This is a genomic window from Streptomyces sp. NPDC085931, from assembly GCF_044540565.1.
Taxonomy (GTDB): domain Bacteria; phylum Actinomycetota; class Actinomycetes; order Streptomycetales; family Streptomycetaceae; genus Streptomyces.
Genome location: NZ_JBITSK010000011.1, coordinates 181,173 through 200,100, shown reverse-complemented (window position 1 = coordinate 200,100; position 18,928 = coordinate 181,173). Strand labels below are relative to the sequence as shown.

General features: G+C 71.9%; 19 protein-coding genes. 8 read left to right on the top strand and 11 right to left on the bottom strand.

What is annotated here, in order from left to right:
• Positions 1–46 precede the first annotated feature (46 nt).
• The 6 genes from ACIGAN_RS23960 to ACIGAN_RS23935 all read right to left on the bottom strand — a co-directional run bounded on the left by ACIGAN_RS23960 (position 47) and on the right by ACIGAN_RS23935 (position 6,234).
• Positions 47–1,087 carry a glycoside hydrolase family 6 protein gene (locus ACIGAN_RS23960; RefSeq protein WP_365086212.1) on the bottom strand — a complete coding sequence of 347 codons (1,041 nt, stop codon included), beginning with the start codon at positions 1,085–1,087 and terminating at the stop codon, positions 47–49.
• Between the two features lie 333 nt (positions 1,088–1,420).
• Positions 1,421–2,092 (bottom strand): class F sortase, encoded by a 672-nt coding sequence (locus ACIGAN_RS23955; protein WP_399860339.1) that lies wholly within the window; start codon positions 2,090–2,092, stop codon positions 1,421–1,423.
• 2 nt (positions 2,093–2,094) lie between these two features.
• Complete coding sequence (locus tag ACIGAN_RS23950) at positions 2,095–2,883, bottom strand: hypothetical protein (RefSeq protein WP_399860336.1); 789 nt, start codon at positions 2,881–2,883, stop codon at positions 2,095–2,097.
• Positions 2,884–3,006: 123 nt separating this feature from the next.
• On the bottom strand, positions 3,007–3,786 hold the full coding sequence (locus ACIGAN_RS23945; RefSeq protein ID WP_399860334.1) for an HAD-IIA family hydrolase: 780 nt from the start codon (positions 3,784–3,786) through the stop codon (positions 3,007–3,009).
• Between the two features lie 134 nt (positions 3,787–3,920).
• Positions 3,921–4,697: an LPXTG cell wall anchor domain-containing protein gene (locus ACIGAN_RS23940; protein WP_399860331.1), complete on the bottom strand. Its 777-nt coding sequence runs from the start codon at positions 4,695–4,697 to the stop codon at positions 3,921–3,923.
• A gap of 196 nt (positions 4,698–4,893) precedes the next feature.
• Entirely contained in the window at positions 4,894–6,234 is a 1,341-nt protein-coding gene (locus ACIGAN_RS23935; RefSeq protein ID WP_399860328.1) for an ROK family transcriptional regulator, read from the bottom strand.
• Between the two features lie 56 nt (positions 6,235–6,290).
• On the opposite strand from ACIGAN_RS23935, the gene ACIGAN_RS23930 reads away from it, so the two are divergent.
• From ACIGAN_RS23930 to ACIGAN_RS23920, 3 genes are all read left to right on the top strand, one after another.
• The gene (locus ACIGAN_RS23930; RefSeq protein ID WP_399860326.1) at positions 6,291–7,358 is read left to right on the top strand and encodes a Gfo/Idh/MocA family protein; all 1,068 of its coding nucleotides are present in this window, start codon (positions 6,291–6,293) and stop codon (positions 7,356–7,358) included.
• Positions 7,355–7,882, top strand: coding sequence for a heme-degrading domain-containing protein (locus tag ACIGAN_RS23925; protein WP_365738931.1), 528 nt, complete (start codon positions 7,355–7,357; stop codon positions 7,880–7,882). Before ACIGAN_RS23930 ends, ACIGAN_RS23925 begins: the two co-directional genes overlap by 4 nt.
• An 89-nt stretch (positions 7,883–7,971) precedes the next feature.
• Entirely contained in the window at positions 7,972–8,838 is an 867-nt protein-coding gene (locus ACIGAN_RS23920) for an LLM class F420-dependent oxidoreductase (protein WP_399860323.1), read from the top strand.
• Between the two features lie 162 nt (positions 8,839–9,000).
• Here the strand turns inward: ACIGAN_RS23920 and ACIGAN_RS23915 are convergent, their stop codons facing one another.
• The 3 genes from ACIGAN_RS23915 to ACIGAN_RS23905 form a co-directional block, all read right to left on the bottom strand.
• Positions 9,001–9,858: a fumarylacetoacetate hydrolase family protein gene (locus ACIGAN_RS23915; RefSeq protein WP_365738934.1), complete on the bottom strand. Its 858-nt coding sequence runs from the start codon at positions 9,856–9,858 to the stop codon at positions 9,001–9,003.
• Positions 9,859–10,006: 148 nt separating this feature from the next.
• Positions 10,007–10,717 carry a YidC/Oxa1 family membrane protein insertase gene (locus tag ACIGAN_RS23910; RefSeq protein ID WP_365738935.1) on the bottom strand — a complete coding sequence of 237 codons (711 nt, stop codon included), beginning with the start codon at positions 10,715–10,717 and terminating at the stop codon, positions 10,007–10,009.
• Between the two features lie 90 nt (positions 10,718–10,807).
• On the bottom strand, positions 10,808–11,119 hold the full coding sequence (locus ACIGAN_RS23905) for a DUF6412 domain-containing protein (RefSeq protein ID WP_365086245.1): 312 nt from the start codon (positions 11,117–11,119) through the stop codon (positions 10,808–10,810).
• A gap of 230 nt (positions 11,120–11,349) precedes the next feature.
• On the opposite strand from ACIGAN_RS23905, the gene ACIGAN_RS23900 reads away from it, so the two are divergent.
• The 5 genes from ACIGAN_RS23900 (at position 11,350) to ACIGAN_RS23880 (ending at position 17,081) form a co-directional block, all read left to right on the top strand.
• On the top strand, positions 11,350–12,825 hold the full coding sequence (locus ACIGAN_RS23900; RefSeq protein ID WP_399860319.1) for a beta-1,6-galactanase: 1,476 nt from the start codon (positions 11,350–11,352) through the stop codon (positions 12,823–12,825).
• A gap of 173 nt (positions 12,826–12,998) precedes the next feature.
• Positions 12,999–14,015, top strand: coding sequence for an SEC-C domain-containing protein (locus ACIGAN_RS23895; RefSeq protein WP_399860316.1), 1,017 nt, complete (start codon positions 12,999–13,001; stop codon positions 14,013–14,015).
• Between the two features lie 242 nt (positions 14,016–14,257).
• Entirely contained in the window at positions 14,258–14,659 is a 402-nt protein-coding gene (locus ACIGAN_RS23890) for a very short patch repair endonuclease (RefSeq protein ID WP_365086529.1), read from the top strand.
• Positions 14,656–15,651 (top strand): DNA cytosine methyltransferase, encoded by a 996-nt coding sequence (locus tag ACIGAN_RS23885; protein ID WP_399860314.1) that lies wholly within the window; start codon positions 14,656–14,658, stop codon positions 15,649–15,651. Before ACIGAN_RS23890 ends, ACIGAN_RS23885 begins: the two co-directional genes overlap by 4 nt.
• Before the next feature lie 11 nt (positions 15,652–15,662).
• Entirely contained in the window at positions 15,663–17,081 is a 1,419-nt protein-coding gene (locus tag ACIGAN_RS23880) for a DNA cytosine methyltransferase (protein WP_399860311.1), read from the top strand.
• Here ACIGAN_RS23880 and ACIGAN_RS23875 read toward each other — a convergent pair.
• Together ACIGAN_RS23875 and ACIGAN_RS23870 are read right to left on the bottom strand one after the other, a co-directional pair.
• Positions 17,056–17,934: a DUF6339 family protein gene (locus tag ACIGAN_RS23875; protein WP_399860308.1), complete on the bottom strand. Its 879-nt coding sequence runs from the start codon at positions 17,932–17,934 to the stop codon at positions 17,056–17,058. The two genes, ACIGAN_RS23880 and ACIGAN_RS23875, sit on opposite strands and share 26 nt — an antisense overlap.
• Before the next feature lie 3 nt (positions 17,935–17,937).
• Positions 17,938–18,927, bottom strand: coding sequence for a hypothetical protein (locus tag ACIGAN_RS23870; protein ID WP_399860306.1), 990 nt, complete (start codon positions 18,925–18,927; stop codon positions 17,938–17,940).
• Position 18,928 lies beyond the last annotated feature (1 nt).

Here is an 18,928-nt window from a genome sequence, read left to right as displayed (position 1 = left end):
GCCCTCCGGCTCGGAGGGCGCCCCTTTCCGTGTCCGGTGCGGCAGGTCAGCCGGTGGCCCTCGCCAGCTTCAGGGCGTAGTCCGCCCACCACTGGCCCGCCTTGGGGCCGCCCTTGCACTCGCCGTCCGACTCACCGGGCCGCTTGACCCACAGGTACGCGTCGACCAGCGGGTCCGCCGTCTTCGTCGTCGGCGTCTCGCCCAGCGCGCGGCCGGGCGGGTTGCACCAGCGCTCGTCCGGGTTGCCCCCCGTGTACGGGCCCTTGCCGTTGCGGCTGGTGTCGATGACGAAGTGCTTGCCGCCCACCTTGGCGGAGAGCTGTTTGCCGTAGGCGATGGAGTCCTGCGTGGAGTAGAAGTTGGAGACGTTGACCGAGAAGCCGTCGGCCTGCGCGATGCCCGCGCGCTGCAGCGGTTCGAAGATCTGGTCGGGGTTCTGCCAGCCGGCGTTGCCCGCGTCCAGGTAGACCTTGGTGTTCTTCAGCGCCTTGAGCTGGGCGACGGCACCCTTGAGGAGGTCGTAGCGCTCCTCGTGGAACTGCTCCGGGGTGCAGCCGTCCACGAGGTGCAGCAGGGCGTCCGGTTCCAGCACGACCGTGGCCGGGCGGTCGCCGATGCCCGCCGCCACGCCGTCCAGCCACGCCCGGTAGGCGTCGCCGTCGGCCGCGCCGCCCTGGGAGTACTGGCCGCAGTCGCGGTGCGGGATGTTGTAGAGGACGAGCAGGGCCGTACGGCCGGCCTTGTCGGCGGCCTCGGTGAAGCCGCGGGTCTGCTCCTCGGGGTTGTCCGGGCCGACCCACTCGGCCACCGGCTGCTCGGCGATCTTGCGGAGCTGCTCGGCGTCCTGCTTCTTGCCGGCCTTCTCCAGCGCGGCGACCTGCCGGGCCGCCGTGCCGTTCGGGTTGACCCAGAACGGGGCGGTGTCCTTCGGCTGCTGGGTGATGCCGGCGCCGGCGTCGGCGCCCCGCTCCGGGCCGTCGTCACCCCCGTCGCCGCCCGAACATCCCGCGATCAGCAGTGCCGCCCCCAGCACCACCGCGGACACCCGCCTCCCCGCGTGTGTCCCGACCCCCCTGCTGCCGTACATCCAGCTCCCCCTTGGGTGCAGCGTTGTGAGGCTCAATCCTGACATACGTCCCGCAGCGCCCACGAGGCCGAATCCGACCTGCGCGGATGACGCAGCGCCACCGCACCGGGACTTGGCGTCATTCGACCTCTAGGCCCGGCGGTCCTTTGGTTCTAGAGTCTTCCCTGCAGGGCCCGGCCTCCGGCCAGAGATTCACCCACCGTGTCTCCCATGACCTCCCGCGCAGCTCGCCGGGTTACTCCCGCAGCCCGTGCGCGCGCGGTCGAGGCCGGCCCGGTCGGCGGCTTCAGGGGGAGCGGGCCGCCGGCCGGGTTGGGGAAGCACCGCCGGCCGCTACAGGCCGGTTCCGGTCAGGTACGCCGAGACCACCACGTTCGCCGTGTAGCTGCGCGTCGTGCGGTCGAAGCTGCCGCCGCAGGTGACCAGCCGCAGCTCGGCCCGCCCCGACTCGCGGGGGCCGTAGGCCTGATGGGCGTCGAAGCGGTCGCGGGTGAGGACCTGGACCGACTCCACGGTGAACTCGGCGACCCTCGCGTCCGCCCGGATCACCCGGATCGTCTGGCCCGGCCGCATGGCACCGACCTTGTGGAAGACGGCCGGCCGGGTGTCGGTGTCGACGTGCCCGACCAGCAGCGCGGTGCCGGGTGCCCCGGGCGCCACCCCGCCGGCATACCAGCCGACCACGCCCGGCTGGTCGTAGGGCGGCGGGTCGAGTGCCCCGCGCGGGTCCAGCCCGCGGGCCACGACGGGGGCCTGGACGCCGAGCCCGGGGATGTCGACGCGCTGCGGCAGGGCGTCGGTCAGGGGCCGGTGGGGCGGGGGCAGTTTCACGTCCGGGGGCCGGCCGGCCGCCGCCATGTCACCCGTGGTGGGGGCGGACATGCCGTGCCGTACGTCGGCGACCTCGCGGCCCCACAGCCACAGGCCGAGCAGCAGCACCACCCAGGCCACACCGGCCAGCATCCGGCCGGTGCCCGCCGCGTGCCTCTGTTCCTGGTCGTACATGGTCAACCCGTTCCACGGCTCCGGTGCAACCCGCGCAGCGCGACGACCATCGCGGCCACGCCGGCGAGCACCAGACCGGTCACACCCTGCGCGGTACCGGGCCCGGCCGCGCGCTCCTCCGCGGCCACGACGTCGGCGGCACCGCCCCCGCCGGCCCGGACGGGAGCGACGGGCGAGGCGGGCGCGCCGGGCCGCTGACCGGCCGGCCCCGGCTCGTCGCCCTCGGCACCGGGGCCGGGGGGCGCGGACCGCCCACCGCCGGGGAGGGGCGGCGGCCCGCCGGTCCCGGGGGTGAGGGGCTGACCGTCGGAGCCGGAGCTTGCGGGCAGGCCGTCGGAACCGGGGGTTGCCGGCTGACCGTCGGTGCCGGGGGTCACGGGTCCGTCGGTGCCGGGGGTTGCGGGCCGGCCGTCGGCGGTGCCCTTGCGGACGGTGAAGGTGCCGGTCCGTTCCGTGTCCCCGCACGGGACCCGCACGGAGTACGTGCCCGGCGCGAGCGTCGAGCGGACGCGGCTCTCACCGGTGAGTTCGCGCACGGCGTCCGCGACCGTGAGGCGCGCGTCCGTGACGAACGCGGGTGAGACGGCGACGGCCGTGCGGTGGGGGCAGCCGGTGACGCGGAGCGTGACGTCCGTGCCGGGCGCGGCGGTCGCCGGGGAGACCGAGACGCTCCCCGCCCTGCCGGCCGTCCCCTTCTCCCCCGCGTCCCCCGTGTCCGCCGCGTACGCCGTCGGTGACAGGGCGGCCGCGGCCAGGACACCCGTACAGACCGTGACTCTCAGGGAACCCATCGTGAACCTCCAGACGCCTGGAGCCTCCCCCGGGCGGCCGGTCACCGCATCCGCAGCGACGCGGTGACTGCTCCGTACGGGTGGCGACGGGTTTGAGCGCGGCGGAGCGGGCCGCCGCAGGGGTCAGACCCGTTCGACGAGGTCCGCGATCGAGTCGACGATCTGCGACGGACGGTACGGGAAGTTCTCGACCTGGTCGGGCCGGGTCAGGCCGGTGAGCACCAGGAACGTCTGCATCCCGGCCTCGATGCCGGCCAGCACGTCGGTGTCCATGCGGTCGCCGATCATCGCGCTGGTCTCGGAGTGCGCCCCGATGGCGTTCAGCCCCGTGCGCATCATCAGCGGGTTGGGCTTGCCCGCGAAGTACGGCTTCTTGCCGGTGGCCTGGGTGATCAGCGCGGCCACCGCGCCGGTCGCGGGCAGCGGGCCCTCCGTGGACGGGCCGGTCTCGTCCGGGTTGGTGCAGATGAACCGGGCGCCGCCGAGGATCAGCCGGACCGCCTTGGTCATGGCCTCGAAGGAGTACGTGCGGGTCTCGCCGAGGACGACGTAGTCCGGCTCGTGGTCGGTGAGGATGTAGCCGATGTCGTGCAGCGCGGTGGTCAGACCGGCCTCGCCTATGACGTACGCCGAGCCGCCCGGCCGCTGGTCGTCCAGGAACTGGGCGGTGGCCAGCGCGGACGTCCAGATGCTCTCGATCGGCACGTCCAGGCCCATGCGCTTCAGCCGGGCGTGCAGGTCGCGCGGCGTGTACATCGAGTTGTTCGTGAGCACCAGGAAGGGCTTGCCGGACTCGCGCAGCTTCTTGAGGAAGGCGTCGGCGCCGGGGATCGGGACGCCCTCGTGGATGAGGACACCGTCCATGTCGGTGAGCCACGACTCGACGGGCTTGCGGTCTGCCATGTGCGTGATCTCCTGCCGTACGCGGTCCAGCCTGCGCCCCAGCCTAAACAGTGGCGGGATCTTGCGGAACGGGCGGCCGGCCCCGTCCCGACAGGCGGGACGCGCCTCCCCGCCCCTCCTGCCGGGGCGGCGCGTCAGGGGCGTCTGCGGACGAGGAGCAGGGCCCCGCCCCCGATGAGCAGCCCGCCCGCGACGGCCGCGGCGACCTGGACGCCGCTTCCGGTACGGGCCAGTTCCTCGGCGAAGGGGAAGCGGTCCGTCCGGGGCGGTACCGAGGCGTCGGGGTCGGGATCTGGGTCGGGGTCGGAGCGCGGGCGGGTGGTGCCGGTGTCGGTGCCGGGCTCGTCGCCCTCGATGCGGAAGCGGTAGTCGTTGGACTGCCCGACCCAGTCGCCGTCGTCGTCGTGCCGCTGGACCACCGCGGCGTTGGCCGTCACGTCGTTGGCCGCGGCGTCCGAGGTGACCGCGAGCCGGACCTTCACGGTGACGGTCCTGCCGGGGCCGACGGTGAACCCGGCGAAGCGGTCGTCCTCGCCGGTGAACGCCCCGACGAGTTCGTCCTCCCCGGTCTTCTCGAACCGCACGGGGTGCGCTCGGGTCCCCTCGAAGAACTCCAGCCGGGGCTGGGACGGTTCCAGGGTCCGCCGGTCGTCGACGAGCACGACGACGGGGTGGATGGCGGAGCAGGTCCGGTCGGTGGTGTTGGTCAGGTCGAGGTACCAGGTCCCGAACCCGCCCCCGGCCGTGTAGGCGTCCGGCCCGCCGCGCAGGCGGGTGGTGAGCGGGAAGGTGTGGTCGTCGGGCGCGGCACAGGCGGGTGCCGGGTCCTCGGCGTACGCCGGGGCAGCACCCGTGAACAGGACGGCGGCTGCCGCCGCCAGGCAGAGACGAGCGGGCGTGCAGAGTCGCATGATGATGTGACCTAGCCGGAAGACGGCGAAGGGAAGTCGGCCGGGCCGGGAAGCGCCCCGAACGGCGGCGCGGATCCGCCCGGTCGGCGGACATGCCCAGGGCCGGCCGGGACACCGGCACCCGTCCCCGGCCCCAGGGAGGAACGGCCCGGTGCCGCCCGGTCGGCCGACAGGACCAGTGCCTGCCGGGACACCCTCACCCGTCACGTCTGCCGAACACCGGCCCCAGCACCAGCTGGGCCGCCCCCACCGCCACGGCTCGTCCGCCCCCGGGCGCGAGCCGCACCGGCACCACTCCCTGGCCTGTGCGCCGGGCCCGTTCCGCCAGCACCGCGCCGACCCCCCGCAGGAACGGCTCCGGTGCCGAGGTCACCGTGCGGCCGCCCAGCAGGACCAGGTCGATGTCGAGCAGGCCCACCAGGTTCGCCGCGCCCGCGCCCAGGACCCGTGCCGCCGCCTCGATGTCGCCGCGCGCCACCGCGCCGAGGCACAGGGCCTCCACACAGCCGCGGTCGCCGCAGCCGCACGGCGGTCCGTCCAGCTGGATCACCTGGTGGCCGAACTCCCCCGCCCCGGTCCGGGCGCCGCGGTGCACCCTGCCGCCGATCACCAGCCCGGCTCCCAGCCCCGTGCCCAGGTGCAGGTAGGCGAAGGAGCCGGCCTCGCCCTCCACGGCCAGGCCCAGCGCCGCGGCGTTGGTGTCCTTGTCGACCACGACCGGCACCCCGAGCCGCCCGGCCAGGGCCTCCCGGAGCGGGAAGCCGTCCCACTCGGGGAATCCGGTCACCCGGTGCAGCACTCCCCGGGCGTGGTCGAGCGGCCCGGGCAGCACGACCCCGACCCCCAACAGCGCCCCACCGCCCCTGCCCGGCGCCCCACTTCGCAACGTCCCGCCCGGCAGCTTCCCGTCCCCCAGCGTCCCGTCCGGCAGCGTCCCGTCCGGCGAGCCCGGCAGCGCTCTGCTCTGCACGTCCGGCCCGTCCGGCCCGCCGGGCAGCGTCCCGTCCCGCCCGCCCGGCAGCGCCCTGCCTCGCCCGCCCGCCAGACGTCCGTCACACCCGCTGCCCAGCGCCGTCCCGTCGGGCGGCTCCGCCGTCCGCCCGTCCGTCAGGACTCCCGTCACCGCCTCCGTGACCGCCCCCAGTACGGCCTCCGCCCCGGCCCCCAGGTCGAGCGCGGTCCGCCGTTCCCGCACCACGGCACCGCGCAGATCCACCAGTACGGCCCGCAGCTCGTCCCGGTCCAGGTGGACGCCGACCGCGTGGCCGGCGTCCGGCACCAGGCGCAGTACCGTGCGCGGTTTGCCCCCGGTCGACGCCCGCCGCCCGGCCTCCGCCGCGAGCCCGTCCTCCCGCAGCCGTGCCGTGATCTTGCTGACGGCCTGCGGGGTGAGCCCGGTCCGCTCCGCCAGCTCCAGCCGGCTGATGCCCTCGTCGCCGGCCGTCCGCAGCAGCTCCAGCACCAGTGCCGCGTTGTGGCTGCGCAGGGCGAGCAGATTCACCCCGGGGCCGGCCGTACCGTCGTTCGCCCTGTTCACGCGTCCATTGTCTCCGGCGCTTGCACTTTGGCAACAGCGTTGCGAAAGTGGACGGCATGACTGGCACACCCCTGCGCGTCGGCCTCGTCGGCTACGGCCTCGCCGGCTCCGTCTTCCACGCCCCGCTGATCGCCGCCACCGAGGGCCTCACCCTCGACACGGTGGTGACCTCGAACCCCGAGCGGCAGCAGCAGGCCCGCGCCGAGTTCCCGGACGTACGCCTGGCCGCCTCGCCGGACGAGCTGTTCGACCGGGCCTCCGAGCTGGACCTGATCGTCGTGGCGTCCCCGAACAAGACGCACGTGCCGCTCGCGAGAACCGCCCTGGAGGCCGGCCTCCCGGTCGTGGTCGACAAGCCCGTCGCGGGCACGGCCGCCGAGGCCCGCGCGCTCGCCGCCCTCGCCGAGGAGCGCGGCCTGCTCCTCTCCGTCTTCCAGAACCGCCGCTGGGACAACGACTTCCTGACCCTGCGCAAGTTGCTGGCCGAGGGCGAGCTGGGTGACGTGTGGCGGTTCGAGTCCCGTTTCGAGCGCTGGCGGCCGAAGCCGAAGGGCGGCTGGCGCGAGTCCGGCGACCCGGCAGAGATCGGAGGTCTGCTCTACGACCTCGGCAGCCATGTCGTCGACCAGGCCCTGGTCCTCTTCGGCCCGGCGGCGTCGGTGTACGCGGAGACGGACGTCCGCCGCCCCGGCGCCGAGACCGACGACGACACGTTCATCGCGATCACGCACACCGGCGGCGTCCGCTCCCACCTCTACGTCTCCGCCACGACCGCCCAGCTCGGCCCCCGCTTCCGCGTCCTGGGCTCACGGGCCGGTTACGTCAAGTACGGCCTCGATCCGCAGGAGGCGGCCCTGCGCGAAGGGCTCCGTCCCGGCCCGGACTGGGGCGCGGAGCCCGAGTCGCTGTGGGGACGCGTGGGCTCCGGCGAGTCCCCCGTGACCGGGGGCGGCCGCCCCGAGCCGACCCTCCCGGGCGACTACCCCGCCTACTATGCGGCCGTGGCGCAGGCCCTGCTGGCGGGCGCCCCGAACCCGGTGACCGCGCTGGAGGCGGCCGCCGCCCTGGACGTACTGGAGGCGGCCCGTCGTTCGGCCCGCGAGAAGACGGTGGTGACGCTGTGACGCCCAAGAGCCCGCACGGTTCCTCGCACAACCAGGAGCTGACCCCGAAGTTCCATCCGGAACTCACCCCGAGCCTGGAGGAGCTGGAGAAGGAGGAACGCCGCCTGGTGTTCCGCCGGTTCACCCATGACGACGCCTGGGAGCTCGGCTCGCTCCTGGTGGAGCTGGCCCGCGAGCGGCAGGCCCCGGTCGCCATCGACATCCACCGGGCGGGCCAGCAGCTCTTCCACGCGGCGCTGCCCGGCTCGACCCCCGACAACGACGCCTGGATCGCCCGCAAGCGCCGGGTCGTCGAGCGCTACGGCTCGGCCTCCTACCTGGTCGGCGCCCGCTTCCGCGCCAAGGGCAGCACGTTCGAGGAGTCCTCGCGCCTCGACCCCGACACCTACGCGGCGCACGGCGGCTCCTTCCCGATCACCGTGGAGGGCGTCGGCGTGATCGGCGCGGTGACGGTGTCGGGCCTGCCGCAGTTGCAGGACCACCGGCTCGTGGTGGAGGCGCTGGAGCGGTTCCTCGACCGCTGAGCCGGGGCCGGAATCAGCACCGCTTCCCTCCGGTTGGGCACCTGCGTACGCGTGATCAAGCAGGGCGCCCACCGGAGGGAACCGAACAGATGAGCACTCCCGTGAAGGAAGCGGTCGGCAGGTACGGCATCTGGAGCGTGGGCCTGCGCTCGGAGGACCCGGATCGCCGGGGTGAACTGGCCGAGGCCGCCGCCGAGCTGGAGGAACTGGGCTTCGGCGCCGTCTGGCTGGGCGGCAACAGCTCCGCCGCCCACGCCGCCCCGCTGATCGAGGCGACCTCGCACCTCACGGTCGGCACCAGCATCCAGAGCATCTGGCAGCACGAGCCGGACGCGGCCGGTGCGGCGTTCGCCGAGCTGGAGGCCGCCCACCCCGGCCGTTTCGTACTCGGTCTCGGCGTCAGCCACGCCCGGCTCGCGGAGCAGTACCGCCGCCCGTACTCGGCCCTCGTCTCCTACCTGGACGGCCTGGACGCCGCCGGGGTGCCCGAGGACCGCCGGGTCCTGGCCGCTCTCGGCCCCAAGAGCCTCAAGCTGACGCGCGACCGTGCGGCGGGGACGATCCCCTACCTGGTCACGCCCGAGCACACCGCGCAGGCCCGCGACGTCCTGGGCGAGAGCCCCCTGCTCGCCCCCGAGCTGGCCGTGGTCTGGGAGACGGACCCGGTCCGGGCCCGCGCCCTGGCCCGGGAGTTCCTGGAGCTGTACCTCACCCTGCCCAACTACACCAACAACTTCCTCCGCCACGGCTTCACGGAGGAGGACCTGAAGGACGGCGGCAGCGACCGCCTCGTCGACGCCCTGTTCGCCTGGGGCGACGAGACGGCCATCCGCACCAGGATCGACGGCTTCTTCGAGGCGGGCGCGGACCACGTGGCCCTGCAGGTGATCACGGAGGGTTCGCGTGACGCCCTTCCCCGCAAGACCTGGCGCGACCTGGCGACCCTGCTGGGCTGACACGAGGGCCGACGCCCCATGAGGGGTGGGGGGAACTGCGCGGCAAGCCACACCCGGCCCGCAGCCGAGCACCGACCGCGGTTCCCCGCCTCTCCTGCCCTCCCGGCCCCCCGGCTCCCCGACTCCCCGACTCCCCGATGACCGGCTCTCCCAGCGGAGCGCCTACGCGTTCTTGAACTCCTGCCGCTGCCGCCCCAGCCCCTCGACCTCCAGCTCCACGACGTCCCCGGCCCGCAGGAACGGCTTGGGCTCGGGCGCCCCGAGCGCCACCCCGGCCGGCGTGCCGGTGTTGATCACATCGCCCGGGTACAGCGTCATGAAGCGGCTGACGTACCGCACGACTTCGCCCACGGGGAAGATCTGCTCGGCCGTCGTCCCGTCCTGCTTCAGCTCCCCGTTGACCCACAGTCTCAGGGAGAGGTCCTGCGGGTCGGCCACCTCGTCCGCCGTCACCAGCCAGGGCCCGAGCGGGTTGAACGTCTCGCAGTTCTTGCCCTTGTCCCAGGTGCCGCCCCGTTCGATCTGGAACTCCCGCTCGGACACGTCGTGCGCCACGGCGTACCCGGCGACATGCGCCAGCGCCTCCCGCGCCGACTCCAGATACCGGGCCGTACGTCCGATGACGACGGCCAGCTCGACCTCCCAGTCGGTCTTGCGCGAGCCGCGCGGCACGAGGACGGTGTCGTTCGGCCCGACGACCGTGTCGGGCGCCTTCATGAAGACCACGGGTTCGGCGGGCGGCTCGGCGCCCGTCTCCCGCGCGTGGTCGTGGTAATTCAGCCCGATGCACACGATCTTGCCGATCCGCGCCAGCGGCGGCCCGATCCGCAGCCCGGTGGCGTCCAGCACGGGCAGTTCGCCCGCGGCCGCGGCGGCCCGGACCCGGCCGAGCGCCTCCTCGTCGGCGAGCAGCGCGCCGTCGATGTCCGCCACGACACCCGACAGGTCCCGCAGGGTCCCCTCGGCGTCGAGCAGCGCGGGCCGCTCCGCCCCCGCCGTACCGACTCGCAGCAGCTTCATGATCAGTCTCCCTCGATCGCGGGCGCCCGACCGATACGCGGGACCCGGATGCGGCGGGGCAGCCATCGGAGGACTGGTCGATCCTCCAAGCTCGGCGTTCACTCCGCAATACCCCGTTCACGGACCGGACCGCCACCTCGCGGGCCGGCTACCGGTACAGCACGGCCCGCTCGACGGCACTCCACGTCGTGCTGGTCACCACGTACAGGGCGGCGGCCAACGGCACCACGGCCACGGTGACGAGCGTGAAGAACGACAGGAACGGCATCACCCTGGTCACCGCCCCGAGCCCCGGCACCTGCTCCCCGGCACCGGCCGGGACGGCCGGGTTCGCGGCCATCATGCGCTTGCTCAGCCGGTAGCTGAACGCGGCGACACAGGCGACGACGGCGAACAGCCCGGCGTACACGAGCCCCGCCCCGCCGAACAGGCCGTCCTGGAGCGCGTCGGACCACCGTCCGCCCAGCGGCGCGGCGAACAGTTCGTGGGCGAGCAGCCCGTTGGCGCGCCCGCCGATCGTGTCGCTGGAGAACAGGTGGTACAGCAGGAAGAACGCGGGCACCTGGAGCAGCCCGGGCAGGCAGCCGGCCAGCGGCGACACCTTCTCCTCGGCGTGCAGGTCCAGGACGGCCCGCTGCAGCCTCTCGGGGTTCTTCCCGTGCTTCCTCCGCAGCTCGGCGATCTTCGGCTGCAACGCGGTGCGGGCCTGCTGGCCGCGCGCGGCGGCCCGGGACAGGGGGTGGACGAGGAGCCGTACGAGCGCGGTGAACAGGACGATCGCGGCGGCCGCGGCGGACGCGCCGAACAGCGGCTGGAGCAGGTCGGCCAAGTGCTCGACCAGGGTGGCGAAGACGGACATGGGTGAGCCCTCCGGGGGTCTCGTCGTGCCGGAACGGAAGAACAGGCGGCATGACGACCCGCGCGGGGTCACGGACGTGCTGGTGAGGCCCTACGCGACGGTCGCCCGGAGGACGTGTCCGGGTGCGCGGGGACGGGTGCGCCCCCGGGCGTCGGGATCGCGCTGGGGCAGGAAGGCCGTACGGCGGTCGCGGTCGCGGATGGCCGTACGCACGCGGGTGCGCGGCACGGCGGGCGCGCAGCGCGAGGCGACGACGGTGCACAGCGCGAGGGCGGCCGAGGCCGTGGCGGTCGCGGCGAGGGCGACGGTGGCCGAGAGGCTGCCGGTGTCGAGCAGCGCCACCTCGACGATCAGGAAGAGCAGCACGAGAGCGGGACGCAGGCTGGTCCAACCGCGGTTCACCGGCTGCCCCCCCTCTCTCGTACTTGTGTGTGCCCTGCTGTCGGTTATACAGGATCACGCTCCCGCCCGGACCGGCCCCTTCATAAACGGGTTTGAGAAACCCCCGTCAGAACTCTCGACAACCCACCCGCCGCACCCGATGCTTCTCGATGCCATCACCCCGTTGCCATGCACGGGACAAGGCCGAGCCGCCCTGAAGACCCCTGCCCGCATTCCGTGACGGAGGAGCCGTGATCCGACGCAGATCCCTGCTGGCCGCAGCAGGCGGTACGTTCCTCGGCAGCGCCCTGGCGACCGGCACCGCGCACGCGGACGCCACGATCGCCGTCAACCCGTCGACCACGTACGGCACCTGGGAGGGCTGGGGCACCTCCCTCGCCTGGTGGGCCAACGTCTTCGGCGCCCGGGACGATTTCGCGGACCTCTTCTTCACCACCAAGTCGGTGACGTACAACGGCCGTTCCCTGCCCGGCCTCGGCCTCACCATCGCCCGCTACAACCTCGGTGCGTGCAGCTGGAACAGCGTCGGGGGCGAGACGATGGCCGAATCGCCCAACATCCCCGGCTTCAAGCAAATCGAGGGCTTCTGGCAGGACTGGAACAACGAGGACCCCACCTCTTCGGCCTGGAAGTGGACGGCGGACGCCAACCAGCGCGCGATGCTGGTCAAGGCCGTGCAACGGGGCGCGATCACCGAGCTGTTCGCCAACTCCCCCATGTGGTGGATGTGCGCCAATCACAACCCCTCGGGCGCGGCCGGCGGCGGCAACAACCTCCAGACCTGGAACTACCGCCAGCACGCGAGCCACCTGGCCGCGACCGCCCTGTACGCGAAGTCGAACTGGGGCGTGAACTTCGCGACGGTCGACCCCTTCAACGAACCGGCCTCCACCTGGTGGACCGCGACCGGCACCCAGGAGGGCTGCCACATGGACCCGGCCGTCCAGGCGGCCGTCCTCCCCCATCTGCGCGGCGAGTTGGACAAGCGCGGCCTGACGGGCGTCCGCATCGCCGCCTCGGACGAGACCAACTACGACACGGCCCGCTCCACCTGGGCGTCGTTCAACTCCTCCACCAAGTCCCTGGTCTCCCAGGTGAACGTGCACGGCTACCAGGGCTCGGGCGGCCGCCGCGACCTCCTCTACACGGACGTGGTGACGACGTCCCGCAAGAAGCTGTGGAACTCCGAGACCGGCGACAGCGACGGCACGGGCATGACCATGGCGTCCAACCTCTGCTACGACTTCCGCTGGCTGCACCCCACGGCGTGGTGCTACTGGCAGGTCATGGACCCGTCGGCGGGCTGGGCGATGATCGCCTACGACCCGGCCACCCTCCAGCCGACCACCGTCCAGACCAAGCACTACGTGCTGGCCCAGTTCAGCCGCCACATCCGCCCCGGCATGACGATCCTGGACACGGGGGTCGGCTACGCGGCGGCGGCGTACGACGCACCGTCGCGCCGCCTGGTCCTGGTGGCGGTCAACACCGCCGGCACACCCCAGTCCCTCACCTTCGACCTCTCCCGCTTCACGACGGTGACGGGCGGCTCCGGGGGCGTGGTGCCCCGCTGGAACACGGTGACGGCGGGAGGGGGCGACCTCTACACCCCGCACTCGGACCTCCGCCTGAACGGAAAGTCGCTCACTGTCCCGTTCGCGGCGAAATCCGTCCAAACGCTCCAGATAGACAACGTGACGCCGTAACCACAGCCGTAGCCACATCAACATCACAGCCACAGCCACAGCCACAGCCACAGCCACAGCCACAGCCACAGCCGTGACCCTCGGGGGTGATGAGCACGACGAGGGTGCGCGCGGGCGCGGTCCGGCCTGCGCATCTCTCACGCTTGTCACCTCCCGGCAGTACGGTGTCCCCCATGCGCCCCGACACGCCTGCCGAAAACGTCGACCACACCGCCGAGGCGGCACGCCTGGAGCGGACCGCCGGCCTGTACCCCGAGGACGCCGAGGCCCTGCTGCTGCGAGCGGCGGCCCACCTGGAACTCTCCGGCGACCGCCCCACCGCGACGAAGCTCTACGACCGCCTCCTGTCCTCCCCCCAGGGGCTCGACCACCCCCACCTGGTGCGGGCGCTCAAGGCCTCGAACCTCTGGGAGTACGGCCACGAGGCCGAGGCCCGGGCGATCATCGACGGCGTCCGGACGGCGGCCCCGCGGGACCCGGCCCCCTGGGTGATCGTGGCCGAGGCCCTGGAGTCGCACGACGAGCTGGAAGCGGCGCACGACACCTTCACGGAGGCCGTGCGCCTCCTGCTGACGGATGTGCCGCAGCCCCCGAAGCCGACCCACCCCCTGCTCTTCGGCCGCCACCGGGTCCGCCGCATGCTGGGCCGCTCCCACGACGCGTGGGACGCCCTGGCCGACACGGTCCACTCCCTCCCGGTCTCCCTGGACGAACTCCACGACCCCAAGCGCGTGTGGTCCCTCGGCTCGGAGAACCCGGCGGAACTGGAGGCGGAGATCCTCCGCCTCCGCGCGGAACTGGGCGCCTACCGCGAGGCGCTCTCCCGCCCGTTCCCGGTGGCGATCCTGCACTGGCCGGCGGCGGAACTGACCGAACTCCTCCAGGCGTATCCGTCCCTGGCCGAGGAGTACCCCACCCACGAGGAGCACCTGGCCTCGATAGAGCGCGCCCTGCGCGAACTCTCCGCCTCCGGCACACCGAACCTGGGCATCGTCACCGGCACGGTCCCGTCCTACGAGGCGTTCGCGGCATCGGAGGGCTCCTCCCCGGGCGACCCGACGCTCCTCCCCCAGTACGCCACGACCCTGGCGGCCCGGGGACGCGCGGTGGCGTGGCCCCCGCAGGAGGGGGCGGGGTGCTGGTGCGGCTCGGGGCGGACGTACGGGGGGTGTCACGGCAGCACGCCCTGACTCCGGCTGACGGCAGGACCCGACACCCCACCGGCGGGCGGCCCGCAGCAGGAAAGAGATCGGCTTGCAGCGAAGGCTCTTCGTCGGTCGACAGCTACTGCTAGAACTGATGCAGGTCGCCTCAAGTGATCGAATCACGCACAGAGAGCATGAGCAGCGATCATCAACCGGACGACAAGCATGCGTGGGGCTCGACGACAGTGAACGAGATGACGCCATCCTCACCCGGCGTCTCGGCCCGTATGAGCAGGCAGGCGAGCAAGGACACGGCCGTCGAACTGGCCGTGCGGCGGTTGTTGCACGCGGACGGGCTGCGTTACCGAGTGGAATACCCGGTGCCGGGCCTGCCGCGACGGCGCATCGACGTGGCGTTTCCGGGGGCCAAGGTCGCGGTTCTCATCGACGGCTGCTTCTGGCACGGCTGCCCCCAGCACGCCACTCATCCGAAGGCCAACGCGCAGTGGTGGCGCGCCAAGCTGGACCGCAACATGGCGCGCGATCGGGAGACGACGGAGCATCTCGTCCGAGAGGGATGGACGGTGCTGCGCTTCTGGGAGCACGAAGCTCCCGAAGCGGTGGCCGTACGTGTGGCGGATGTGGTGCGCCGGCGTCGGCCGGGACGAGACAGGGGGGAAGAGGAGTGAGCGGGCTCACCTTCGTGGACGTGTGTGCCGGAGCAGGTGGTCTTGCTCTCGGGCTGGAACGGGCGGGCTTCGAGCCTCGTCTCCTGCTGGACGAGGACGAACTCGCCGTCACGACCCTGCGCAGCAACAGGCCCCGGTGGCACGTGCTGCAGGGCGACCTGCTGGACTTCGATCCGGCCGAGCACCCCATGAGTCACGACGTGGATCTGCTCGCGGCGGGCCTGCCACGGGTGAAGTCGAGTGCGACCGTGGGACGAACGGATTCGAGGACGGAGGAGCGGCTGTTGGAGGCCGCCGTCTATCTCGTTCACGCGATCAGGCCTCGGGCGGTGCTCATCGAGAACGTCCCCGGACTCGCCCATGCCGACGAGTACCGCTCGTTCCGCGACTTCGCCCGTGCCGAGTTGGACCACTTGGGCTACGAATCCAGCTGGTTCGTCGTGAACGCCGTCGACTTCGGTGTGCCGCAGAGTCGCAAGCAGGGTGTTCTGGTGGCTGTCGAACGAGAGCGGACCAAGGCGTTCCGCCCTCCCTCGCCGACGGTGCGGCGACCGAGGACGGTGGGTGACGCCCTGGGCCCGTCCATGGCCTCGCGTGGCTGGCGGGACGCCGACCGCTGGGCCGCCCAAGCCGACCGGCCGGCTCCTACGCTCGTCGGCGGCTCGAAGAACCGAGGTGGGGCCGACCTGGGACCGACCGGAGCGAAGCGGACGTGGGAGACCATGGGCGTCAACGCTCACACACTCGGCGACCGGATTCCCGGGCCGGAGTTTCACTGGGATCCGGACCTCGGCCGGGACAACATGGTGAAAATCACGGCTGAACAGGCGGCGTTGTTACAGGGATTTCCCGAAACATGGGCAATTGCCGGACTCAAAACCGCCCGGTACCGCCAGATCGGGCACGCCACGCCCCCGCCGGTCGGAGAGGCACTGGGCAGGGCTGTGGCCGAAGCGTTGGACGGTGCCCCCGCGACCTCCGCCGCCGGCTAAACTTCCGCCACATGACCAGCGCGGCGCCACACCAGCCCATCCTCGACAAGCCCTTTGTCCTGGACCTCTTCGCAGGACCCGGAGGGCTGGATGTCGCCGGACACGCGCTCGACATCCCGAGCCTCGGCATCGAGTGGGACAGGAGCGCGTGTCTGACGCGCTACGCGGCCGGACTGGACACCCTCCACGCGGATGTGAGCGCGGTGCGCAGGGACGCGTTCGAGTCACTTCCGCCGGAGATCAACGTCCTCGCCGGTGGACCCCCGTGCCAGACCTACTCGGTGGCCGGGAAGGGCGCAGGCCGCAAGGCCCTGGAAGAGGTCAAGGAGTACATCGAGCGGCTGATGGCGGGCCACTCCGACGAGGCGATCGACAGGAGCCTGAAGAAGCTGAGTGATCCACGCACCGCGATGGTCCTCGAACCTCTCAGGTATGCGATTCAGGCGACGAGGAGCCCGAACCGGCAGAAGCGCCCCTATGACGTCATCGTCCTGGAACAGGTCCCGGCGGTTGAGGCCCTCTGGCACCATTACGCCAAGGTGCTCAAGGAGACCGGCCTGCCCGACGGCACCAAGTACGAGGTCGTGGTCGACGTCCTCGACACAGAGACCTACGGAGTACCGCAGACTCGATCTCGTGCCGTGTTGATCGCTCGGCGTGAAGGGCTCGGTCAACCCTTGCTTCCCGCGCCCACGCACCGAGCGTACGAGGCCAAGGAATGGAATCGTCGAGCCGTACAAGCAGCGAGCCGGATCCATCAGCCGACACTCGACGCCCCCGACACCGCAGGGGTGACCGACACGGCCCCGGGGAGCGACGACAAGGGTCTGAAGCCCTGGACATCGATGGGTGAGGCACTCGCCGATCCGGTCGGCACTCATCCAGGGCGTCGCACTCCGTTCCTCGTCCGCTCGAACTACGGCAGTTCCGGCATCCCCGGCCGGCGCGGGGTGCGGACCGACCGACAGCCTGCGGCCACCGTCACCGGGCGCATCTCTCGCTTCGTGGTCTTCGAGCACCTCAACGAGAGCGTCGTCCGCGAGGGCGCTCGCTTCAGCATGAACGAGGCGGGCATGCTGCAGAGCTTTCCTCCGGACTACCCCTGGTCCGGCACGGCACAGGCCCAACAGGTGGGCAACGCGGTTCCGCCTGTGTTCGGCGCCCACCTGTTGAGCGCCGCGCTCGGACTTCCCGCGCCTGACCCGGAGGTACTGAGAAAACCGTGGCAGCCCGCCACGGAGGAACAGCGGGCCAAACTGCGCAGTCACGGCTGCGGGGCTGCGGACACGTGCACGGCCCGGTGTCCGCGTCCCGAGCGGCAGACACCGGTCCGTTCGTCCTCGCGCCCGCGCGTGGACGCGTCGAAGCAGCCAGAAGCAAACGGCACCGACTCGTTGCGCCGGATCAGTCCTCGTTCTTCCGGCCTCTGACGGGTGCGGTCTCGAACAGCTCCGAGAAGTAGGCCGTCAGCTTCGCCACGGAGTCCTCGGGGACAGGTTCCTCGTCGGGCCCCTGCGGGAGCACGCGCCGTGCGACCGGCGGCGCCGTATCGGCCTCTGCGATCCAGTGCCGCAGAGGAAGCGGGTCGCGAGGCCTGTCCGCTGCGAGCGCGTCGTACGTCAGAGTCGCCCCCGCCGCGTTGATCGCCACGCTGAGGGCGTTGACCTCTCGACCGGTGGTGATCTGTCCGTTCTTCAGGAGGCGCACGATCGCCTGAGCGGTGGGACGGTGATCGATGAGGTCCATCCGGAGAGTGGTGTGGATGAGGTCCTGGTTCCCGCAAGCGATCTCGACGGGCTCGTAGTCCGGCCCGTTCCTGAAGAGTTCGGCCGCCCACCACAGACGCGAGAAGCACTGCCGATCCGCGGGACCGCGGAAGCGGTCGGCCGCGACGCGTCTCACCGGCCTGCCCGCCGTCGCCTCGGGCAGGTGCCGCCAGACCACGTAGTCGGGAGCCACCGCCAGAGCGATGTGGTTCCACAGGCGCCTGTCAGCCGCCTCCCGCCGCGTCAGCCGCAGCGTGGCGTGGAGTCGCGGCGCGAGCCACGCGTCGGCTCGGGTGCGATCCTCCCGGAACTCGAACATCGCATCGTCCACGAGACTGCGGATCGGTTCGGTCGACCATCGGACGTCGTCCTCCGGGAGAGGCTCCGCCACCTTGGCGAGATCGATGCCGCCGTGCACCTGCTCCGCCTTGAGCAGTTCCTCGGTGAGAAACGGATCGACAGCCGAGTTGGCGAGAAGCGCCAGGCGCTCCGGTACGTGGTTCGGTTGAGTGATCACGTCTCACTTCTCCCGGTTCATCTGTTCCAGACCACGAATGGCGTACGCCAGCGCCCTGGTGGCATCGGCACGACGTGCCGCTGCGTAGTGGATGCGCGTCTGCAGTTCGGCCCACCCCGATTCGCCCGTGCGCCGGCGATGGACCTGCCTCAGCGCTTCCTCGACGTGCACACCGGGAACCACGTCCGGAAGCATCTCCCGGAGCACTTCTCCTTGCCAGTCCGTCGGGAAGACCGGGCCGCCGCCGGGCTCCACCTCCAGATCGCCGATGGCGCCGTGGAAGACGGCGGTCCAGACGTCGGTGGCCATCTGAGCCACCAGAAGGTCGCGCACCTTGCTGTCGACACCGGACCCGCTGCTGTCCAACAGCCCGAGAACCCCCTCCACATCGGTGTTCACGAACACGGTGGGGACCCGAGCCGAAGTGTCCACCACCCATGGAACATCCGCGTACGCGTGCAGCCACTCTCTGGCACTCTTGCTGAACGAAGCCTTCTGAACGTCCAGTTGGAGTCCACGGACCGGCTCCTCTGAGGCGGTGTCGATGATCCAGTTGCGATCGGTCTCGGCGATCGATCGTCCCTCGACCCCGTCCACCGTCCCGACCGCGTACACGGCCAGAGACGCCCGACTCAAGTGGTTGTCACGGAGCAGCTCCAGCGTCCCCGACCAGTCCCGACCGTCCTCCGCATCGCGTGTCAGGTCGACGGAGGTGCGGACGTTCGTCTCGCCGTCCGTCAGTACGGCGAGGACACGCAGATCGGACCACGCCGCGTCCGGCGCGTTCGCCCCGGGCGGCAGCGTGGCCGAGAGACCGATCGTGGCGGTCAACCAGTCGGCATGACCCGCGATGCCCAGGGCGACGACCTGTTGCTGGGTCGAGTAGGCCGTGGTCTCCAATCGGTCTCTGGTGCCGTCGGACAGTTTGAGGGAGACCGAGGTCACCCTGAGCGTGATCGGCCGGTTGAGCCTCTTGTACGGGTAGATCTTCACC